The organism is Streptomyces europaeiscabiei, assembly GCF_036346855.1.
Lineage (GTDB): Bacteria > Actinomycetota > Actinomycetes > Streptomycetales > Streptomycetaceae > Streptomyces > Streptomyces europaeiscabiei.
Map to the genome: position 1 here is coordinate 7834346 of NZ_CP107841.1, position 19768 is coordinate 7854113.

Annotated in this window: 18 protein-coding genes and 1 pseudogene; 16 read left to right on the plus strand and 3 right to left on the minus strand. The window is 74.2% G+C overall.

The window, feature by feature from the left end:
* The first annotated feature begins 94 nt into the window (after window positions 1–94).
* Both OG858_RS34150 and OG858_RS34155 read left to right on the plus strand, forming a co-directional pair.
* Window positions 95–1321, plus strand: a complete 1227-nt coding sequence (locus tag OG858_RS34150; RefSeq protein ID WP_086753617.1) for an inositol-3-phosphate synthase — start codon at window positions 95–97, stop codon at window positions 1319–1321.
* On the plus strand, window positions 1318–2574 hold the full coding sequence (locus OG858_RS34155) for an SCO3242 family prenyltransferase (protein WP_327725098.1): 1257 nt from the start codon (window positions 1318–1320) through the stop codon (window positions 2572–2574). The genes OG858_RS34150 and OG858_RS34155 overlap by 4 nt, the downstream gene beginning before the upstream one ends.
* On the opposite strand, the gene OG858_RS34160 is transcribed toward OG858_RS34155, so the two are convergent.
* Window positions 2535–3182: a hypothetical protein gene (locus tag OG858_RS34160; RefSeq protein ID WP_328544167.1), complete on the minus strand. Its 648-nt coding sequence runs from the start codon at window positions 3180–3182 to the stop codon at window positions 2535–2537. The two genes, OG858_RS34155 and OG858_RS34160, sit on opposite strands and share 40 nt — an antisense overlap.
* Here OG858_RS34160 and OG858_RS34165 point away from each other — a divergent pair.
* The 10 genes from OG858_RS34165 to OG858_RS34210 all read left to right on the plus strand — a co-directional run bounded on the left by OG858_RS34165 (window position 3135) and on the right by OG858_RS34210 (window position 13629).
* Window positions 3135–4094: a sugar phosphate isomerase/epimerase family protein gene (locus OG858_RS34165; protein WP_328544166.1), complete on the plus strand. Its 960-nt coding sequence runs from the start codon at window positions 3135–3137 to the stop codon at window positions 4092–4094. The two genes, OG858_RS34160 and OG858_RS34165, sit on opposite strands and share 48 nt — an antisense overlap.
* Entirely contained in the window at window positions 4091–4753 is a 663-nt protein-coding gene (locus OG858_RS34170) for an EboA domain-containing protein (protein WP_319263336.1), read from the plus strand. The genes OG858_RS34165 and OG858_RS34170 overlap by 4 nt, the downstream gene beginning before the upstream one ends.
* A gap of 63 nt (window positions 4754–4816) precedes the next feature.
* Complete coding sequence (locus OG858_RS34175) at window positions 4817–5674, plus strand: TatD family hydrolase (protein ID WP_328544165.1); 858 nt, start codon at window positions 4817–4819, stop codon at window positions 5672–5674.
* Window positions 5675–5683: 9 nt separating this feature from the next.
* Window positions 5684–6844, plus strand: a complete 1161-nt coding sequence (eboE, locus tag OG858_RS34180) for a metabolite traffic protein EboE (RefSeq protein ID WP_086752584.1) — start codon at window positions 5684–5686, stop codon at window positions 6842–6844.
* On the plus strand, window positions 6841–8229 hold the full coding sequence (locus OG858_RS34185; protein WP_086752586.1) for an alkaline phosphatase family protein: 1389 nt from the start codon (window positions 6841–6843) through the stop codon (window positions 8227–8229). The genes eboE and OG858_RS34185 overlap by 4 nt, the downstream gene beginning before the upstream one ends.
* Window positions 8230–8260: 31 nt before the next feature.
* Complete coding sequence (locus tag OG858_RS34190; protein ID WP_086752588.1) at window positions 8261–9076, plus strand: 4'-phosphopantetheinyl transferase family protein; 816 nt, start codon at window positions 8261–8263, stop codon at window positions 9074–9076.
* Window positions 9077–9212: 136 nt separating this feature from the next.
* On the plus strand, window positions 9213–9374 hold the full coding sequence (locus OG858_RS34195) for a hypothetical protein (protein WP_328544164.1): 162 nt from the start codon (window positions 9213–9215) through the stop codon (window positions 9372–9374).
* 35 nt (window positions 9375–9409) lie between these two features.
* On the plus strand, window positions 9410–9832 hold the full coding sequence (locus OG858_RS34200; protein ID WP_330346574.1) for a hypothetical protein: 423 nt from the start codon (window positions 9410–9412) through the stop codon (window positions 9830–9832).
* 456 nt (window positions 9833–10288) lie between these two features.
* Window positions 10289–11068 carry an ABC transporter ATP-binding protein gene (locus tag OG858_RS34205; protein ID WP_319064392.1) on the plus strand — a complete coding sequence of 260 codons (780 nt, stop codon included), beginning with the start codon at window positions 10289–10291 and terminating at the stop codon, window positions 11066–11068.
* Window positions 11068–13629, plus strand: a complete 2562-nt coding sequence (locus OG858_RS34210; protein WP_256960942.1) for an FtsX-like permease family protein — start codon at window positions 11068–11070, stop codon at window positions 13627–13629. The genes OG858_RS34205 and OG858_RS34210 overlap by 1 nt, the downstream gene beginning before the upstream one ends.
* A 79-nt stretch (window positions 13630–13708) precedes the next feature.
* On the opposite strand, the gene OG858_RS34215 is transcribed toward OG858_RS34210, so the two are convergent.
* On the minus strand, window positions 13709–14707 hold the full coding sequence (locus tag OG858_RS34215; RefSeq protein WP_086752631.1) for a TauD/TfdA family dioxygenase: 999 nt from the start codon (window positions 14705–14707) through the stop codon (window positions 13709–13711).
* A gap of 631 nt (window positions 14708–15338) precedes the next feature.
* Here OG858_RS34215 and OG858_RS34220 point away from each other — a divergent pair.
* Entirely contained in the window at window positions 15339–16145 is an 807-nt protein-coding gene (locus OG858_RS34220; protein WP_319064393.1) for a 4'-phosphopantetheinyl transferase family protein, read from the plus strand.
* 75 nt (window positions 16146–16220) lie between these two features.
* On the plus strand, window positions 16221–16763 hold the full coding sequence (locus OG858_RS34225; RefSeq protein ID WP_327725102.1) for a hypothetical protein: 543 nt from the start codon (window positions 16221–16223) through the stop codon (window positions 16761–16763).
* Between the two features lie 121 nt (window positions 16764–16884).
* On the opposite strand, the gene OG858_RS34230 is transcribed toward OG858_RS34225, so the two are convergent.
* Window positions 16885–18741: an AfsR/SARP family transcriptional regulator gene (locus OG858_RS34230; RefSeq protein WP_319064395.1), complete on the minus strand. Its 1857-nt coding sequence runs from the start codon at window positions 18739–18741 to the stop codon at window positions 16885–16887.
* Window positions 18742–18842: 101 nt separating this feature from the next.
* Here OG858_RS34230 and OG858_RS34235 point away from each other — a divergent pair, with 101 nt between their 5' ends.
* Both OG858_RS34235 and OG858_RS48255 read left to right on the plus strand, forming a co-directional pair.
* Window positions 18843–19145, plus strand: coding sequence for a hypothetical protein (locus tag OG858_RS34235; RefSeq protein ID WP_328544162.1), 303 nt, complete (start codon window positions 18843–18845; stop codon window positions 19143–19145).
* Window positions 19146–19427: 282 nt separating this feature from the next.
* Window positions 19428–19712: pseudogene (locus OG858_RS48255) on the plus strand (beta family protein); the annotation flags it as partial.
* Between the last annotated feature and the right edge of the window lie 56 nt (window positions 19713–19768).

Genomic DNA, 19768 nt, shown 5'->3' on the forward strand with positions numbered 1-19768 from the left:
ACCCGCACCGCCCGTGTCCGCGGGCCGGGGCGTCCCCGGAAGCCACCGGCACCACCCGGCCCGGCACCATCTCAGCCCAGGAGGCAGGCTCACCATGCAGGACACCGCCCGATCCCACGGAGACCCCCGGTCCCTCGGCGACTCCCCGCGCGTCGGAGTCTGGCTGGTCGGCGCCCGCGGTTCGGTCGCGACCACCGCCGTCGTCGGGGCGGCCGCCATCGCGGCCGGCCTCGCCTCCGCCACCGGCTGCGTCACCGAGTCCCCGGACTTCACCGCGGCCGCGGACTCCCTCCCCGCCCTCGCCGACCTCGTCTTCGGCGGCCACGACGTCGTCGACGTGCCGCTGACGGCGAGGGCCGGCGAGCTGGCCGACGCGGGCGTGCTGCCCGGCGCCCTGGCCGCGGCGGTGCGCCCCGCCCTGGAGGCCGCCGAGCGGGAGATCCGCGACGGCTCCCCGCGCGCCGGGGAACCCCAGTACACCGCCGCCCGGCGGTTCGCCGCCGACATCACCGACTTCCGCACCCGCAACGGCCTGGATCAGGTCGTCGTCGTCAACGTCTCCTCCACCGAGCCGCTGCCCGAGCCCGACCCCGCCTTCCTCACCCTCGCCGACCTCGACAAGGCCCTCGCCGCCAGCACCGGCCTGCTGCCGCCCAGCTCCCTGTACGCCTACGCCGCCTTCCACGCCGGCTGCGCCTACATCAACTTCACCCCCTCCGCCGGTGCCGCGCTGCCCGCCCTGGAGGAACTCGCCCGGCTGCGCGGGGTCCCGCACGCGGGCCGCGACGGCAAGACCGGCGAGACGCTGGTCAAGAGCGCCCTGGCGCCGATGTTCACGCAGCGCGCGCTCCGGCTGCGCTCCTGGTCCGGCACCAACCTGCTCGGCGGCGGCGACGGCGCCACCCTGGCCGACCCCGCCGCCGCGCGCAGCAAGACCGAGTCCAAGCAGCGCGCCCTGGAGGAGACCGTCGGACACGCCGTCGAAGGCGTCGTGCACATCGACAACGTGCCGGAGCTGGGGGAGTGGAAGACCGCATGGGACCACATCACCTTCGAGGGGTTCCTCGGCGTGCGCATGACCCTCCAGTTCACCTGGCAGGGCTGCGACTCGGCGCTGGCGGCGCCGCTCGTCCTCGACCTGGTCCGGCTCGCCGCGCTGGCCCGCCGCCGCGGGGAGAGCGGGGCGCTGCCCGCGCTCGGCTTCTTCTTCAAGGACCCGGCGGCCTCCTCGGAGCACAACCTGACCCTGCAGTACGGAGCCCTGACCGAGTGGGCGGCCATCTCCGCCGAGCCCGCGCACCGGTCCGAGGTGGCGCGATGACCACCGCGACCGCTCCGCCGCCGGCCGCCGACGCTTCGGGCGCCTCGGCACCCCGGCAGCCGGGTTCCCGCCGCCGTACCCTGCGTGACCTGACCCGCGGCGCCCGTGACACGCTCACGGCGTGCCGTGCGGCGGCCCGGGCAGCGTCGTCGGCGTTCCGGACGGCGCGGGAGACCCCCTCCGGTCCACCCCGTCCCCGGTACGACACCGGGTACCGGCCCCGTTCCGTCGCGGTCCGGCAGTACGCCACCGCGGTCGCCGAGCTGGTACGGGCGCCCGCCGCGCTCACCGTCCCCGGTGACGTACTGGCCGGTGCGCTCAGCGTCGGCCGCCCGGCGGGCGGCCGAACCCTGCTCCTCGCCGCCTCCTCCGTCAGCCTGTACTGGGCCGGCATGGCTCTCAACGACTGGGCCGACCGCGAGGAGGACACCCGCGAACGCCCCGAACGCCCGGTGCCGTCCGGGCGGATCAGTGCCGGGGCCGCCCTGGGCATCGCCGGCGGGCTCACCGCCGCGGGCCTCGGCCTGGGCGCGCTCGCCGGCGGCCGCCGCGTCCTGCTGCGCCGGACCCTGCCGCTCGCAGCCACCGTGTGGGCGTACGACCTCCGCCTGAAGCACACCCCACTGGGACCCGCCGCGATGGCGGCGGCCCGTGCCCTCGACGTGCTGCACGGGACCGGCCCCACGCCGGCCGGTCCCGCGCTGCGCGCCGCGGCCACGGTCGGCGCCCACACCTGGGCCCTGACACGCCTCAGCCGCCACGAGGTGCACGGCACGGCGGGCCGCGAGCCCCTGTTGTCCCTGGCGGCGACGGCGGCGGTGACCCTGGCGGCGACGGCCGGCACCTTACGTGCCCCCGAGCGTCGGCGTCCGAACACCGCGTCCGCCGCGGCGCGGCAGTCGTCGAGCGGTCCGCCGGACACCACGTTCGCCGTGGCGCGTCACCTCCTCGGCTCCGCCGCGCGGTCGGGCCCCGGCATCGGAACCGACGCGCCACGGCTGCCCGGCCGCTCCATCGCCGTGACCGTCCTGACCGCCACCGTCTACGCGGTCACCTGCGCCCGCGCCCAGTCCGCCGCCCTGCGCGACCCGGACGCCGCGCGGATCCGGGCCGCTGTAGGCGCCGGCATCCACGCCCTCCTGCCCCTCCAAGCAGCCCTCGTCTCCCGCGCCGGCTCTCCGAACCTCGCCGCCCTGTTCGCAGCGGCCCTCCCTCAGGCAGCCCGCCTCGCCAGGAAGGTGTCCCCGACGTGACAGCCCACCAGGCCCCCGAGCACGACACCCACCCGGCACAGGCGGAAGCCCGCGTGACCGCGGCCGACCGCGCCCCGGCTGTCACTGGTGCCGGCGTGGCTGCGACCGACGCCCGCCCGGGCATGGTTGACGCCGATCCGGTCGCACTCGAGACCGGCGCGGTAGTGGCCGACGCTGCCCCGGTTGCGGCCGACGCCCGCCCGGGCATGGCTGACGCCGATCCGGTCGCACTCGAAACCGGCGCGGTAGTGGCCGACGCCGCTCCGGTTGCGGTCGACGCCGGTCCGGGCATGGCTGACGCCGATCCGGTCGCACCCGAAACTGCCCTGGTAGTGGCCGACGCTGCCCCAGTAGTGGCCGACGCCCGCCCGGGCATGGCTGACGCCGATCCGGTCGCACCCGAAACCGCCCCGGTAGTGGCCGACGCCGCCCCGGTAGTGGCCGACGCCGCCCCGGCTGCGGCCGACGCCGCCCCGGCTGCGGCCGACGCTGCCCCGGCTGTGGTCGACGCCGGTCCGGCTGTCGTCGGTTCTCGTCCGGTGGTTGGTGGTCCTGGTCCAGTGGTTGCCGATTCCCGCCCGGCTCCCGCCGACCCGCACCCGGCGCAAGCGGAGCCCCTCCGCTTCGCCTACGGCACCAACGGCTTCGCCGATCACCGGCTCACCGACGCCCTCGTGGTCCTCGCCGACCTCGGGTACGACGGGGTCTCGCTCACCCTCGACCACCAGCACCTCGACCCGTACGCTCCTGGCCTGGCGGCCCGCGTCCGGGACGCAGGGCGGGCGATCCGGCGGGCCGGGCTGGCCGTGGTCGTGGAGACCGGGGCGCGCTATCTGCTCGACCCGATGCGCAAGCACCGGCCGACGCTGCTGAGCGCCGAGCCCGAGGGGCGGGCCGCCCGGCAGGAGCTGCTGCGGCGCGCGATTGTCATCGGGGCCGAACTGGGCGCCGAGGCCGTGCACTTCTGGAGTGGCACGCCCGATCCCGGCACCACCCGGGACGAGGCGTGGCGGCGGCTGGAGGAGGGCTGCGCGACGGCCCTTGCCGACGCCGAGCGGGCCGGGGTCCGGCTCGCGTTCGAGCCCGAGCCGGGCATGCTCGTCGCCGATTTGGCCGGGTACCGCAGGCTGTTGCGGGCGCTGGGCGCGCCGGACCGGCTGGGGCTGACCCTGGACATCGGGCACTGCCGGTGCCTGGAGCCGTACCCGGTGCGTCGGTGCGTCGAGCTGGCCGCCGACCGGCTGGCCCACGTGCAGATCGAGGACATGCGGCGGGGTGTGCACGAGCACCTGCCGTTCGGGGCGGGGGAGATCGACTTCCCGCCGGTCCTCGACGCGCTGCGCGTGGCCGGCTACCGAGGTCTGGTCTCCGTGGAGCTGCCCCGGCACAGCCATGCCGCGACGGCGACGGCCCGCCACAGCATCGAGTTCCTGCGCGCCGCGGCGGCCCGTACCGCCGTACCCGCGCCCCGCATGCCTCGTGCGCCCGCACCCCTCTCGAAGGAGGTCACACCGACATGACCGCACCCACACTGACGCAGGCGCCCGAGGCCGTCCACGATGCCCTGACCGTGCGCACGCTGAAGGAGTCCCTGCTCGCCGTCCTCTCCCCGGACCAGCGGAACCGTTTCGTCCGGGACACCGCCGCCGTTGCCGAACAGGGCGCCACCGCCCTGGACACCCGCTTCCCCGCGGCCGGCCGGTACTACGGACGCGGCCCGCTGCCCGGCTGGGCCGACTGGAGCGTGGAGGACGGCATCCGTACCGTCCTGCTGCTGCGGCTGCCGGCGCAGGGCGGCGACCCGGCCGCGGAGGCGGCCGCCCGGTACGGCGGCGGCGACGCCGCCGAGCGCCGGGGCGTCCTGCGCGCCCTGCCGTTCCTGCGTATCGGCGCCGCCGGGTTGACGATCACCGACGACGCGCTGCGCACCAACGACACCCGGCTGATCTCGGCCGCGCTCGGCCCGTACGCGCGCGTCCACCTGGACCAGTACCGCTGGCGCCAGGCGGTACTGAAATGCCTGTTCACCGGTATCCCGCTGCACCGGGTCGCCGGGCTGCACGAGCGCCGTGACGCCGAACTCGCCCGCATGGCGCAGGGGTTCGCCGCCGAACGGCGGGCCGCCGGCCGGACCGTACCGGCCGACCTGTGGCTCGTCGCGACACAGGAAGCCGCGTAGGTCATCGCGGACCGAGCCCCGTACGACGCCCGACCTCACCCACCCCGAGCGGAAGCCACGGCCATGCGCATCTTCGATCCCCACATCCACATGACGTCCCGTACGACGGACGACTACAAGGCGATGCACGCCGCGGGCGTCCGGGCCCTGGTGGAGCCCGCGTTCTGGCTCGGCCAGCCCCGCACCCACCCGGCGAGCTTCACCGACTACTTCGACTCGCTGCTGGGCTGGGAGCCCTACCGGGCCGCCCAGTTCGGCATCCGCCACTACTGCACGATCGGCCTGAACCCCAAGGAGGCAAACGACCCGCGCTGCCTGCCGGTCCTCGACCTGCTGCCGCGCTACCTCGCCAAGGACGGCGTCGTCGCGGTCGGCGAGATCGGCTACGACACCGTCACCGAAGCCGAGGACCTCGCCTTCTCCCGGCAGCTGGAACTCGCCGTGGAGCACGGCCTGCCCGCCCTGGTGCACACCCCGCACCGCGACAAGGCGGGCGGCACCCGGCGTTCCCTGGACGTGGTCCGCGCCTCCGGCATCGACCCGGCCATGGTCGTCCTGGACCACCTCAACGAGATCACCGTCGGCGAGGTCGCCGACAGCGGCTGCTGGATGGGCTTCTCCATCTACCCCGACACCAAGATGACCGCCGAGCGCATGGTCGCCGTCCTGAAACGGTTCGGCACCGAGCGCGTGCTCGTCAACTCGGCCGCCGACTGGGGCCACAGCGACCCGCTGCTGACGCGCGCCACCGCCGACGCGATGCTCGCCGCCGGCTTCGCCGAGGACGACGTGGACCGGGTCCTGTGGCGCAACCCCGTCACCTTCTACGGGCAGTCGGGCCGACTGGACCTCGACGGATACAACGACACCCAGGCCGCCGGCCTGTTCGCGGGCAACTCCGTCGCCCGCGGTGGGAGCTGAGGACCCCTCATGCGCTTTCGACACCCTGACGGCAGCACCGTCCACCTGGCGTACTGCACCAACGTGCATCCCGCCGAGACCCTCGACGGCATCGTCGGCCAGCTCGCCGCGTACGCGGAACCGGTGCGCGTCGCCGCCGGTGCCCGGCTGATCGGCATCGGCCTGTGGCTACCCGCCGAGACGGCCGGCGCGCTCGCCGCCGACCCGGCCGGCGTGGCCCGGCTGCGCCGCGAGCTGAGCACCCGCGGCCTGGAGACGGTCACCCTCAACGGCTTTCCCTACCGCGGCTTCCACGCTCCCGTCGTCAAACGGGCCGTGTACTACCCGGACTGGTCGGAACCGGCCCGCCTGGAGTACACGCTGAACCTGGCCCGGGTGCTCGCCGGACTGCTGCCCGACGGCACCACGCGCGGCTCGATCTCCACCCTGCCGCTGGCCTGGCGCACCGTGTGGACCTCGGCCCAGCGCACCACGGCGGCTCGGCAACTGGACGCGCTCGCCGAGGGGTTGAAGCAGATCGCCGCCGACACCGGCAAGACCGTACGGGTCGGCATCGAACCGGAGCCCGGCTGCGTGGCGGAGACCACCGAGCAGGCCGTCGACGTGCTGGCCGGCACCGACCCGCAGTGGATCGGCGTCTGCCTCGACGCCTGCCACCTCGCCGTCGCCCACGAGGAACCGGCCGCCGCGCTGGCCCGGCTGCGCGAGGCGGGCATCCCGGTGGTCAAGCTCCAGGCGTCCACGGCGCTGGAGGTCCCCGACCCTGCGGAGACCTCCGTACGCGAGGTGTTGGCGCCCTTCGCGGAGCCGCGGTTCCTGCACCAGACCAGGGAGGCGGGTCCGGACGGGGCGCTGCTGGCCTGCGACGACCTCGGGGCCGCGCTCGCCGGCGCGCTGCCGGGCCGGGCGCCCTGGCGCATCCACTACCACGTGCCCCTGCACGAGGAGCCCCCGCCGCCCCTGGCCGGCACCCGCGAAGTGCTGCGCGGGACCTTGCGGACGCTGTTCGCGGGGGAGCGGGCGGTCACCGACCACGTCGAGGTGGAGACCTACACCTGGTCCGTGCTGCCCGGCCACCACGACGACGCCCTCGTGACCGGACTGGCCGCCGAAATGACGTGGATGCGGGACGAGTTGCTGGCTCTGGGGCTCACGCAGGTGACGTCGTGACCGGCGGCCGGACGGGCCGACAGGTCGCCGTACTGTGCACGGTCGGCCTGACCCGGCGGCTGCTCGATGAGATGCCGCACGTGCGCTCGGTCGGCGAACAGGGCTTCACCGCCCGCCTGGACACCGTCTTCCCGGCCGTCACCGCGACCGTGCAGGCCACCCTGACCACGGGATCGCTGCCGCGCGAGCACGGGGCGGTGGCCAACGGCTGGTACCACCGTGACCAGGGCGAGGTCATGATGTGGCGCCAGCACAACGGGCTGGTGCACGGCGAGAAGGTCTGGCAGGCGGCCCGCCGCCGCGACCCGGAGCACTCCACCGCCTACCTGTGCTGGTGGTGGGCTATGGGCGCCGACGTCGACACCGTCCTCACCCCCCGCCCCGTCTACCATCACGACGGCCGCAAGTCCCCGGACTGCTACACCGTCCCGGCCTCCCTGCGCGACGAACTCACGGTCGCACAGGGCGACTTCCCGCTCTTCCAGTACTGGGGCCCGACCGCGTCGATAGCCTCCACCCGCTGGATCGCGGGCGCCGCCCGGTACGTGGTCGACCGCCGCCGCCCCGACCTCACCTTCATCTACGTCCCGCACCTCGACTACGACCTCCAGCGGTACGGCCCCGACAGCCCGCGGGCCGTCCGCGCTGCCCGGGAGACCGACGCGGCCCTCGCCCCGCTCCTCGCCGACCTGCGGGAGCGCGGCACGACGGTGGTCGCGCTGAGCGAGTACGGCATCACCGCGGTGAGCCGGCCCGTCGACATCAACCGCGCCCTGCGCCGCGAGGGACTGCTCTCGGTCCACACCCAGCGCGGCATGGAGTACCTCGACCCGCACACCTCGCGGGCGTTCGCCGTCGCCGACCACCAGGCCGCGCACGTCTACGTCGCCGACCCCGCCGACGTTCCGCGGGTGCGGGACGTCCTGAAGGCACTGGACGGTGTCGACGAGATCTGGGACCGCACCCAGCAGGCCGACCACGGCATCGACCACCCCAACTCCGGGGAGCTGGTGGTGGTCTCGGAACCGGACGCCTGGTTCACCTACTACTACTGGCTCGACGACGCCCGCGCACCCGACTTCGCGCGCGGCGTCGACATCCACCGCAAGCCGGGCTACGACCCCGCCGAGCTCTTCTTCGACCCGTCGATCCCGGCGGTGAAGGCGAAGGCGGCACTGACCGTGCTGCGGAAGAAGGCCGGGATGCGCGCACCGCTGACCGTGGTGCCGCTCGATCCCGGCCTGGTCAGGGGCAGCCACGGACGGCTGCCCTCGGACGACCGGGACGGGCCGCTGCTGCTGTGCTCCGACCCGGTCCAGGAACGGGACCGCTACCACGCCACCGAGGTGAAGGAACTCCTCCTTCGCCTCAACGGACTGGCCTGAGACCGGCCGTGACGAGAAGAGAGGAGGAGAAATGGCATCGCTACCGACCCCGGCCGCAGCGCACATCGATCACGCGGCGGACATCAGCGACGTGTACGTGCCGGAGACAGCACGCACGGTGGTGGCCCGGCTCGGGGAGAACGGTGAGGCACATGTGTGGTGGTGGCCGCTGAACGAGGCCGTGGACCCGGTCGACTTCGCGCTGCTGGACGAGGCGGAACGGGCCCGTGCTCGCCGCTTCCACGCGGCGCGGGACGCGGCGGCCTTCACGGCCACCCGGGCCGGCGCGCGCCGGGCGGTGGCGGAACTGCTGGGCCTGGCCCCGCGGTCCGTCCGCTTCGGCCGGCGCATCTGCCCCGGCTGCGGCGACGCCGAACACGGTCCGCCCGCGCTCGTCCGGCCGCCCGTCCCGCTCGCGGTCAGCCTGTCCCGCACCACCGGCTGCGGTGTGCTGGCGGTCCGGGCGGGCGACTGGGTGGGTGTCGACGTGGAGGCATACCGCACGGTGGAGTCCGCAGCACTGGCGGAACTGGTCCTGACGCCGAACGAACGCGAACAGATCCTGTCCTTCGCCGAGGGCCCGGAGCGCACCAGAACCTTCCACCGGGCCTGGACCCGGAAGGAGGCGGTCGTCAAAGCGGTCGGTCTGGGCCTGATGGGTATGCCGCTGAACACCCTGGACGTGAACCCGTCCACGGACGGCCCGCTGACCGTGCGCCACGTGCACCGCGACCGCACCACGACCTGGCACGTCGAGGACCTGCACCTGCCGGGCCCCTGGTCGGCCTCCCTGTCCCGCCCGTCCGTCGGCCCCCTGGGCCCGATCCACGTCCATCCGCCCGCCTGACCCCCGTATCGACCCGTCGGTACGGGCCCAGCCCGGGAGCGTCCCCCGGCTCCCGGGCACCGCGGTTCCCGGCCCCCGGCCCTCCCCGGCGGAGGCCGGGAACCATCCCGGTCGCCACCCCCGTGAGGGAGAAACGATGGCCCACACCACCGGCACCGGCAGCCCGCTCCTGACCCCGCCCCCCGAACCCCCGCCGGCCCACGCCACCGGCACCGGCACCCCGCTCCTGGCGCGGCCCCCCGAACCCCCGCCGGCCCGCAGGAGCCCTCCGCACGCCCCGCCCCCGGTGCCGCCCTGATCGTCGGCGGACTCGCCGCGGTCGGCGCCGCCCTGTTGACCGGCGTGCTCGCCGCGGGTGCCCTGCGCGACTTCCTGGACCACATGGCCGGCGTCATCGCCCTGGTTGCCCTGTCCGCGGCCGTCATGCCCGGCCTGGCCACCGCCCTGCGCGGACTGCTGTCGCCCCCGGTCCGCTCGCACGCGCAGCGTCTGCACCGCGCGGTCGGCGCGGTGGGCGTCGGCGCGCTGCTGGCCCACATCGGCGTGAAGGTGGCGGGCGGCCGGGTGGACGCCGCGACCGCCGCGCCCGGTGGGGCAGCGGCGACGCCCTGGTCGGCCTGGGCACCCTCGCCTGCCACCTCTTCCTGCTCGCCCTCGCCACGGGCATCTGGCGCGGCATCTTCGCGCCACGCCACCGGGTCCGCCCGTTCCGCATCCTCCACGGAGCCTCCTACGCCGCCTGGGCCGCCGCCATGACCCACGGCCTCACAGCAGGCCGCCCCCGGCCCCCCGGGTCGTAGGCGCCTGCACGACAGGCGCCGCAGCAGTGACAGCAACCCCGATTCTCCGCTGGACCCGATCCCGCACCTGACGGGTACACAGCCGACCCCCGACAACGGCGCCCCGCCGGTCCGGCCGAAGGCCGTTACCGGCGGGGCGCCGCAGCCGGTCCGGCCCGAGCCCCGAGCCACCGGGCCGCGCTCGAAGACCTCACCGGACCCAGCCCTCCGCCGCGCCCAAGCCACCGCACCTGCCCACTTTCGGACGATTCTCCGCGTCATCGGCTGAAACACATGCCCTGGTCCACCCGTCGGGCCCTTTCCCATAGGGCCGATATAGATCGGACGGCCAGGTTCGATCCGATGCACTTCCGCTGTCGGCGGAGGCGCTCACCGCCCCCACGCGACGATGGATGGAGAGGACTGGTCACGCATGATGACCGAGAGGACCAACACCGAGCCGCGCAGCGGCACCGTCACCCGGAGCAACGCCCTGCGGCTGGACGAGGTCAGCAAGGTCTACGGCAGGAACGGCCGTGGCGTCAGGGCTCTCGACGGCGTTTCCGTAAGCATCGAGCGCGGCTCGTTCACCGCGGTCATGGGCCCGTCCGGCTCCGGCAAGTCGACCTTCCTGCACTGCGCGGCCGGCCTCGACAAGCCGACCTCCGGCCGCGCCTGGATCGGTGACACAGAGCTCGGAGGGATGAACGAGACCCAGCTGACCAAGCTGCGCCGCCAGCGCATCGGCTTCGTCTTCCAGGCGTTCAACCTGATCTCGTCCCTCTCCGTGCGCCAGAACGTCGAGCTGCCCCTGCGCCTGGCCGGCGAGCGCTTGGACAAGCGGTGGCTGGAGGAGATCCTGTCCCGCGTCGGCCTCGGCGGCCGGGCCGCCCACCGCCCCGCCGAACTCTCCGGCGGCCAGCAGCAGCGCGTGGCGATCGCCCGCGCCCTGATCACCCGTCCCGACGTGATCTTCGGCGACGAGCCGACCGGCGCCCTGGACACCGTCACGGCGAAGGAGATCCTCTCGCTGCTGCGGTCCTGCGTGGACGACACCGGCCAGACCGTCGTCATGGTCACCCACGACCCCATGGCCGCCTCGTACGCCGACACCGTCCTGTTCCTCGCCGACGGCCGCCTGGCCGACCGTATGCACGCCCCGACCGCCGAGCGCGTCGCGGACCGGATGACGCACCTGGGAGCGTGGGCCTGATGCTGCGTTACGCATTACAGACCCTCAGGGCCCGCAAGGGCGGATTCATCGGCGCGTTCCTGGCGCTGATGTGCGCCGCCGCCCTGGTCACGGCGTGTGGCATCCTCCTGGAGACCGGCCTGCGCGGCACCATCGGCACCGAGCGGTACGCGGCGGCCCCGGTGATCGTCGGCGGCGACCAGAACGTCCACCAGACCACCGTCAAGGAGAAGAAGGGCAAGACCAAGGTCAAGCACAAGGCGAAGCCGCTCGGAGAACGCGTCTGGCTACCCGGCTCCACCGTCACCGCGCTGGAGGAGGTTCCCGGCGCACGGGCCGTCGTCCCCGAGATCACCTTCCCCGCCTACGCCATCAGCCCCGAGGGACGCGTCGTCGAGGGCGTTGACGGCAAGGACTCCTACGGGCACGCCTGGGCCTCGGCAGCCCTCACCCCGTTCACGCTCGTCTCCGGCACCGCGCCCGCGTCCGACGCCGATGTCGTCGTGGACCGCGAACTCGCCGACCGTACGGGCCTGAAGGCCGGTTCGCAGCTCACCGTGCAGTCGACCGACGCCCCGCGCACCTACACCGTCAGCGGCATCGCGGCACCCGCGGGCGGCGACCTGAAGCAGCAGACCTCGCTGTTCTTCTCCACCACCGAGGCCCAGCGGCTCTCCGGCCGCGACGGCCAGATCACCGCGATCGGCGTGCTGCCCGCGAAGGGCGTCGGCACCGCCGAACTGGCCGCTCAGGTGAAGAAGGCACTGGACGGCACCACCGCGCAGGTCGTCACCGGCGGCGACCGCGGCCCGGTCGAGTTCCTGGACGCGGCCAAGGCCCGCGTCAAGCTCGTCTCGATGGGCGGCGCCATCGGAGGCACCTCGCTGCTGGTCGCGATCCTCGTGGTCGTGGGCACCTTCGCCCTCTCCATCCAGCAGCGCTACCGCGAACTCGCCCTGCTGCGCGCCATCGCCGCCACCCCCAAGCAGGTACGGCAGCTGATCGGCCGCGAGGCCCTGATCGTCGGCCTGCTCGCCGGGGTGCTCGGCGCCGTCGCCGGACTGCCGATCGCGTACTGGCTGCACCACAAGTTCGTCGGCTTCGGCACCATCCCCGACACCCTGGAGGTCACCTTCGGCTTCTTCCCGTTCGCCGCCGCAATCGGCGCCTCCCTGCTGGGCGCCTGGGCCGCGGCCCGTATCTCCGCCCGCCGCACCGCCCGTATCCGGCCCGCCGAGGCGCTCGCCGAATCAGCCATGGAGCGGACCGGCTTCGCCTGGGGCCGCTTCCTCGCCGGAGCGCTCACCCTGGCCGGCGGGGTGGTGCTGCTGGCCGTACTGAGTGTGCTGAAGACCGAGCCGGCGTCCACGCCGGTGACGTTCCTGACCGTCGTGGTGCTGGCGGTCGCGGTCTCCCTGCTCGGCCCGGTCATCGCCCGGCTCGCCGTCGCGGTCCTGGGCGTCCCGCTGCGCGCCTCGCGCGTCGCCGGCCACCTCGCCACGGCCAACGTCCGCGCCAACACCAAGCGGATGGCGTCCGCGATCACCCCGCTGGCCCTGCTCATCGGCATGGCCTGCACGGTGCTGTTCGTGCAGACCACGATGGGCGACGCAGCCTCGGCCCAGGCCGAGGACGGCAACCGGGCCGACTGGGTGGTGGCCTCCTCCGGCCCCGGTGTGCCTGCGCAGGCCGCCGACGCGCTGCGCGGCACCCCCGGTGTCACCGCGATCACCGAAGTGGTCCGTACGACCGTCCGCGTCGGCCTCGACAAGTACCCCTCGCAGGGCCTGTCCACGGACGGCCTGCAGAAGAACTGGGACCCGGACGTCAGCGAGGGATCACTGGCCGGCTTCGGCACCGGCAGCGTCGCGCTCAGCGAGGTCGCCGCCGACCACCTCGGCAAGAAGCCCGGCGACTCCCTCAAGATCACCCTCGGCGACGGCACCGTCGTCACCCTGAAGGTGGCCGCCGTCTACGCCCGCGGACTCGGCTTCGGCGACCTGACCATGGCCCACGACCTGGTCGCGCGGCACGTCGACAACCCGCTCGCCTCCTCCGTCCTCGTCCAGACCGCCGACGACGGCACGGTGGGCCGCGAGCAGCTGCAGAAGGCCGTCGGCGCGTTCCCGGGCGTCGGCGTCCTGGACCGCGGCCAGGTCGAGGACCTCCAGGCCGAGGTGCAGCAGTCCAACGCCGAGGTCAACTACGTCGCCATGGGGCTGATCATCGCGTTCACCGCGATCGCCGTGGTCAACACGCTCTCCATGTCGGTCTCCGACCGCTTCCGTGAGTTCGCCCTGCTGCGCCTGGTCGGCACCACCCGCCGGCAGGTCATGGGCATGCTGCGCATCGAGTCCCTGGTCGTGGTGGTCATCGCCGCGGCGCTCGGCAGCGGCATCGCCTTCGCCGTCCTGACCGCGTTCAGCATCGGCATGACGGGCACGGCGGCACCCTCCGTCGACCCGTGGATGTACCTGGGAGTCCTCGGCTTCGCCGGCGTCCTGGCCCTGCTGGCGACGGTCGTACCGGGCCGACTGTCGCTGACCGGCCGTCCCGCGGACGTCATCGGCTCCCGCCAGTGACGGCACCGCGCCGCGGCACTCACGGCTGAAGGGCCGGCCCCGCGGGGCCGGCCCTTCAGCCGTCAGTCGCCGTCCTGTCCTAGTCCAGCACCGCGCCACCGCCCTTGCGGTCCACCCGGCTACGGCGGTTGTCCAGGTGCGCGTAGACCCGCTCCAGCCAGCGGTCCGCGCCGTCGTAGCGCGGAACGAAGGAGGTACGGCCGTGCACCGCGATCCGGTTGTCCACGACGGCGAAGTCACCGACCCGCAGCCGGTGCGCCGTCATCGTCTCGACGAACGCGTCCCGCAGCCCGGCCATCGCCGCCTTCGCCGTGTCGTCCAGCGGGTGGGTGGCGGCGAAGTCGATCAGCACGTTGGGGTCCTCCGGGTCGCCCAGGAGCACCGGGTGCGCCGACCGGACGCCGGCGAGGCCGCCGAACGACGGCGGCGGCTCGGTCAGGAACCGAGGCTCGGCGAGCACCCGGCGCGTCTCCTCCGACAGCAGCGGCAGCGCGCGGCGGACGGAGGAGGTGCACAGTTTCGCGTCGCCGGTCGGGTCCTCCCGTATGCAGAGCAGTCCCACGTAATCGGGCCGGTTGTCGTGGAAGGCGTTCTCCACGTGCAATTCCAGGAGTACGGAACCGGCGTTGCTCTGCGATGCCTCCCGGCCCGGCACCGGCACCACGTTCTGCACCAGGGCGCCGTCCTTCTCGCTCCGGAAAGAGATCACCTCGCCGAGTTGCAGCATCAGCGAGGTGATGACGGAGGCGGCGGTCGTCGGAACGCGCTCGACGGAATTCGGCACGCTGGGCGTCGGCGGCAGCGGATCGCCCGCCACCACCGGCAGGTTGCGCAGCAGCAGCACCCCGTCCTGATTCGGATCGTGCCGGAACGCGCGCAGCGTGGCCAGCAGCGTACGAGGCAGCAGCGAGGAGGTGGCGAGGGCCGCGGCCAGCCACCCGGAGTTGTCGATGAGCGGATGCCCCGGGCCGGTCAGCCGGCCGGTCAGGGCCACCAGCTGCTTCCTTTCCCGTTCGCTGAGTTCATGCCCGGTCACCGTGTTCGATGCGGCCGGACCCAGCATCTGAATCTGAGTCATAGGAAAGATTCCTCAGGTTGTCGGCAATTTCCCGGGCAATTCTGGAAGCCCGGCCTATCGCGCCCCTATGGGCGTCGGTATAGGCCGTCAATAGTCCTGGGGAGGAGGCTCGGGAACAGTGACCGTACACATCTGAGTACATCTGAATAACCCGGTCGCCCCGGCGGACGGGTGCGGAAAGGAGACGCGGGACATGACGCTCCCACGCGATCGAAGCCGGGCGGACACCCCCGGCAGGGCAGAAGAAGAGCCCCGCACCACCGCGGGTACCACCGGGCGGGTCCGGGGGAGCGGAGGGACGGGGCCAGGTGAGGCGGCCGGGGGAGAGAGGGCGCCGGGTGCGACCCGGCCTGGCGAGCGGTCCCGGCTCGGCGAGGCGGGTCGGCCTGGTGAGGGTCGTCTCGCGGGTGAGGGGGGTCCGCCCGGTGGGGATGCCCCTCTTGGGGACGGCTGTACCGCGGGCGAGTTCCCCCGGCCCGGTGAGGCCCGTACCGCTGACGGAGGTGCCCACCCCGGCACGGATGTCGACGCCCGCGGCGACGTTGCTCACCGGGGCGGCGGCCGTACCTCCGACGAGGACCCCCGCCTCGGCGACAACGTCCCCGCAGCCCCCGGCGGAGTCCGCCCCGGCGTGCGTGCCGGCGCGGACGCGGGCGCCGGCACGGATCCGGGCGCGGGCCCGGCCGCCGTCATGACGGCCGCCGCCGACCGGATCATCGCCCGAGGCGAGGCGCACGTGTGGTGGTGGCGCTGCCCCGAGCGGGTCGACCCTGCCGACCTCGCGCTGCTGGGCACGGAGGAGTTCCGGCGTGCCCTCGGCATGCTCGCCGAACGGGACGCCGCCGAGTTCGTGCGCACCCGGGCCGGAGCGCGCCGCGCGCTGGGCGAACTGCTCGACATCTCCCCGGCCACCGCCCTGCTGGGACACCGGCGCTGCCCGGGCTGCGGCGCGGACGACCACGGCCCGCCGCTGCTGGTGCGCCCCGGGCTCCCGCTGGCGATCAGCCTGAGCCGTACGGCCGGCTGGGGCGTCTTCGTGGTCGGCGCCGGCCTCGGCATCGGCGTGGACGCGGAGGCACTGCGCCCGGTGCGCGAGAGCCTGTACGCCGGGTCCGTACTGACCGCGGCCGAGCGGCGCCATCTGGACGCCATGTCGCCGGGCCCGGCCAGGCACGCCGCGTTCCACCGGGTCTGGACCCGCAAGGAGGCCGTCGTCAAGGCGGTCGGCGTGGGCCTCGTCGGCACGGAGCTGGACCAGCTGGAAACCCACCCCGACCAGGACGGACCGCTGCGCGTCACCCACCACGGCATCGGCCGCCCCACCGAGTGGACGGTGGAGGACCTGCGCCTCTCCGACCACCTCGCGGTGGCCCTGGCCCGTGCGGCCGGCCCCGCGGCCCGCGGCCCGGTCCACCTCCACCCGCCCACCGGCCCGTGACCCGGCGGCCCACCCCCGAAAGCCAGGGCTCCGACCGCAGTCCCGACCGCACCCCGAGAGAGGACGTCACGCATCATGACCACGGAATCCGTCGCACCGCCGGCCCGTCGCGCGGACCTCGACACCACACTCCGCAGGCCCCGCACAGGTCATCTGTCCGCCGCCGAACTGGCCATGTACTTCGACACACTCGCCGAGGCCGTTCGGCGGGTCGACCCCGGCCCGTCCGCGCCGTGCGGCTGGGAGAGCCGGGAGCGGCTGTGGTTCTCCACCTGGGTGCGCGCGGCCTACGAACACCCCCTGTCGGCAGCTGTGTTCGGCCACCCCGACGCCGGTGTGGCCCGTTCCGCGCAGCACCGCCAGGCTGCCGAACTCGGTCTGCGCATGGACGTCTCGGGCACCGGTGTCCGCCCCGCCCGCCCAACCCCCCAGGTCCGCGCGGCCGCAGCCGTGGCCGCGGTCTGGTCGGTCACCGCGCTGGCCGTCACGCAGTCCCCGCGGCCCCCGCGCGAGCGCGTCGTCTCCGACGCCTGGCTGATCGCCCAGGAGATCATCGCCCCGGCCCTGCCGACAGCCGGACCCGGCCTCACCCGCGCTCGCGCCCGCGGCGCGTGGTGACGTGTCCGGCTCACCGGACTCCCCGTGCGAGGGCGAAGCCGAGCAGGAGACCGCGTACAGGCACCCGCACACGGGCAGCGCCACGTACAGGCACAGCCACAGGGACAGTGACACGGCCGGCTCACCCCGCCCCGGTGACCGGCGTGCCCCGCGGAGCCGCGGGCGCGAGTGCGAGCGCCAGCGAGGACGCCTGCTCCCGCGGTCCTGGCGCGTCCCACGGGGCCGCCGCCGCGAGCAGCCGAATGAGCTCGTGGCAGCGGTACAACGGCCGTCCCTGGTCGTCGAGTCCGGACAGTTCGAGGAGCGCGGCGTCGACGAGGGACTCCAGGGCGTTCTCCGCCGTGTCCTCCGACAGTCCGAGCCGGTCCCCGGCCCACCGCGCGGGGAACGGCTCGCCGTCCGCTCCACCGAGCGCCCCGAACACCGACCGCTCGACCGCTCCGAGCTGCTCCACGGAGGACCCCAGGACCCGGCTCAGGTCGAGGTCGCCGAAGGCGAGTTCGGCCAGCCGGGCGGCGGGGTCGGCGAGCCGGGCGGCCAGCCGGGCCGCCGTCCAGTGCGGCCGGGCCGCCAGCCGGGCGCCCGCGATGGCCAGCGCCAGCGGCAGCCCGCCGCAGTACGCCACCAGGTCCTCGGCCCGGTCCGGGTCATCGAGCAGCCGCTGCCGTCCCGCGCGGGCGGCCAGCAGATCGAGGCCCGCCTCCTCGTCCAGCAACGGCAGCGCGAACGTGTCGCCCGCCGTCACCCGGGCCAGCCGCCGCCTGCTGGTGATGAGGACGGCGGCCGGCCCGGCCGGCAGCAGCGGGGCGAGCTGCCGGTCGCCGGAGACGTTGTCCAGCACCAGCAGCAGCCGCCGCCCGGCGGTCCGCGTCCGGTACAGCCGTACCAGCTCGTCCAGATCGCCCGCGGGCAGGTTCGGGTCGCTCTCGCCGAGCGCCCGCAGCAACTGCGCGAGCACGGCGCGCGGAGCCCGCGGGGCGCCGTCCGAGCCGCGGAGTTCGGCGAAGAGCAGCCCGTCGGGGAAGTGCTCCCCGCTCTCGGCGGCGGCCCGTACCGCGAGCGCGGTCTTGCCGATGCCGGCCATGCCGGTCACCAGGATGCGCCGCTGCGCGGGCTCCTCGTGCCCCAGCCGCCCCCGCAGCGCCCGCAGTTCGTGCTGCCGCCCGACGAGTTCCCCGTCGGAGGCCGGCAGCATCGAGGGCACCGGACCGGTCCGCCCGGCCCGCGCCCCGGCAGTCCGCCCGAGCCCCAACTCCCCGCCCAGCACGGCCTGGTACGTCGATCCGAGCACCTCGCCGGGATCGATGCCGAGCTGCTCGGCGAGGACGGCGCGCCCCTCGTAGTAGGCCTGCAGCGCGTCTGCCTGTCGGCCGCACCGGTACAGCGCGGTCATCAACTGGGCTCGCAGCCGCTCCCGTACCGGGAACGAGGCGACCAGCCCGGTCAGCTCCGCCGTCACCTGCTCGTGCCGCCCCAGCTCCAGATCGGCCTCGATCCGGGACTCCAGGGCGAGCATGCGCTCCTCCTCCAGCGGCGCCAGCTCGGCGTTGAGCAGGTGCTCGGTGACGTTCGCGAGCGCCGGCCCCCGCCACAGCTGCATCGCCCGGCGCAGCGACTCCGAGGCTTCCTCGAACCGTCGTTCCGCCAGCGCCCGTCGGCCGTCCCGCTCCAGCCGCCGGAACTCGACCAGGTCGATCAGGGCGCCGGGGGCGCGCAGCACGTACCCCGGAGGCCGCCGTACGATGTCGGCCTCGTCGCCCAACTGCTTGCGCAACCGGGACATGTACGTGTAGATCTGCGCGCTCGCCGTCGCCGGCGGATCCCAGCCCCACAGCAGTGAGCTGAGCCGCGCGTCGGACACGACCCGGTCCTGCGCCAGCAGCATGGCGGCGAGCACTGTGTGAATCTTGGACCCGGAGAGGGCGACCCGTTCGCCGTCCCGTACAGCCTCCACCGGCCCTAGGACCAGAAATTCCATGGGGCACCCCCCTTCTGGTGTGGCCATTCCTACAGTTGAAGAAGGTAGGAGGCGCCGTTATTGGCGGGTTATCGCCGCGGCGCGGTCCGCTCCCCGGGCCGATGTGTCGTGATCTCCACCGCAGCTCAACCGCCCTTCTGCCCGCCGCTCCACGGGGCCTGGCACCGAGTCATGAACACACCTCCCTCGGCGCCGGCCGGGCCATCGACCTGGGCCTCCCCGACTGCCGGGCTCCGGTGCACCGCCTCGGGGTCACCCGGGACACCGGCGAACAGCAGCCGCTCGGCCCGTACGTCACCGGCATGTTCGCCTCTCCGGTCGTCGACCTGAAGGACGCGGGCGACGACGCCGGTTCCCCCAGTGCCTGCGGGGCGCGTACCCGGGACTGGCCAGGACGGCCCTGAAGCAGGAGTGCCCCACGACGAACGCGACCCGCGGGTGTGCGCCCCGCGGCCCGTACACCGGGGCCGGATACCCGGATCTCGGAAAGTCGGAAAGTCTGAGCACTTTCCGGTAGCGGCAGTGCCTGGCCGCGATGTAGGGCGGACGCCTTCGGCCGGCGTTGTCCGGGTTCTCGGGCACGGACCCTGACGAGAAGGGAAAGCGCGCGGGCAGTGCCGAGGGGAAGCCGCGATGTCCGAACCGCTCTACGTTCCCGTTCTGCCCGTGCCCGGCGGCATGCCCGGATGGCTCACGAGCGTCTCCGCCCGGACATACAGGCGGTGGTCGCGCCCCTTTGGAACCTCCCACCCTCCCCAGGAGTGGCTCCGGCGGAACTGGCGAAGGCCCACTGGCAAAGGGAACTGCGCCGCGTGAGAGGCGCGCACCGGCGCCGTCGGGGCTGGATCGACGCCCCGTTCGCCGAGGCCGCGCAGATACCGGCGCGCGCCGTGATCCTGGCGGAGTACAGCGCACGCTCCTGCTTGCTGCGCCCGGTGACCGGGCCCGAGCGGAGCGAGGCACAGCAGACGGCCGCGGTGCAGACCGCCCGCCGCTGCGGCTGTGGGGCCGGTGTCCGCGTCCGCAC

Bases quoted from the DNA above. Each gene is read 5' to 3' on its own strand.
- OG858_RS34150 (WP_086753617.1), top strand. From the start codon at position 95: ATGCAGGACACCGCCCGATCCCACGGAGACCCCCGGTCCCTCGGCGAC.
- OG858_RS34155 (WP_327725098.1), top strand. From the start codon at position 1,318: ATGACCACCGCGACCGCTCCGCCGCCGGCCGCCGACGCTTCGGGCGCC.
- OG858_RS34170 (WP_319263336.1), top strand. From the start codon at position 4,091: ATGACCGCACCCACACTGACGCAGGCGCCCGAGGCCGTCCACGATGCC.
- OG858_RS34175 (WP_328544165.1), top strand. From the start codon at position 4,817: ATGCGCATCTTCGATCCCCACATCCACATGACGTCCCGTACGACGGAC.
- eboE (WP_086752584.1), top strand. From the start codon at position 5,684: ATGCGCTTTCGACACCCTGACGGCAGCACCGTCCACCTGGCGTACTGC.
- OG858_RS34190 (WP_086752588.1), top strand. From the start codon at position 8,261: ATGGCATCGCTACCGACCCCGGCCGCAGCGCACATCGATCACGCGGCG.
- OG858_RS34195 (WP_328544164.1), top strand. From the start codon at position 9,213: ATGGCCCACACCACCGGCACCGGCAGCCCGCTCCTGACCCCGCCCCCC.
- OG858_RS34205 (WP_319064392.1), top strand. From the start codon at position 10,289: ATGATGACCGAGAGGACCAACACCGAGCCGCGCAGCGGCACCGTCACC.
- OG858_RS34210 (WP_256960942.1), top strand. From the start codon at position 11,068: ATGCTGCGTTACGCATTACAGACCCTCAGGGCCCGCAAGGGCGGATTC.
- OG858_RS34215 (WP_086752631.1), bottom strand. From the start codon at position 14,707: ATGACTCAGATTCAGATGCTGGGTCCGGCCGCATCGAACACGGTGACC.
- OG858_RS34225 (WP_327725102.1), top strand. From the start codon at position 16,221: ATGACCACGGAATCCGTCGCACCGCCGGCCCGTCGCGCGGACCTCGAC.
- OG858_RS34230 (WP_319064395.1), bottom strand. From the start codon at position 18,741: ATGGAATTTCTGGTCCTAGGGCCGGTGGAGGCTGTACGGGACGGCGAA.
- OG858_RS34235 (WP_328544162.1), top strand. From the start codon at position 18,843: ATGTGTCGTGATCTCCACCGCAGCTCAACCGCCCTTCTGCCCGCCGCT.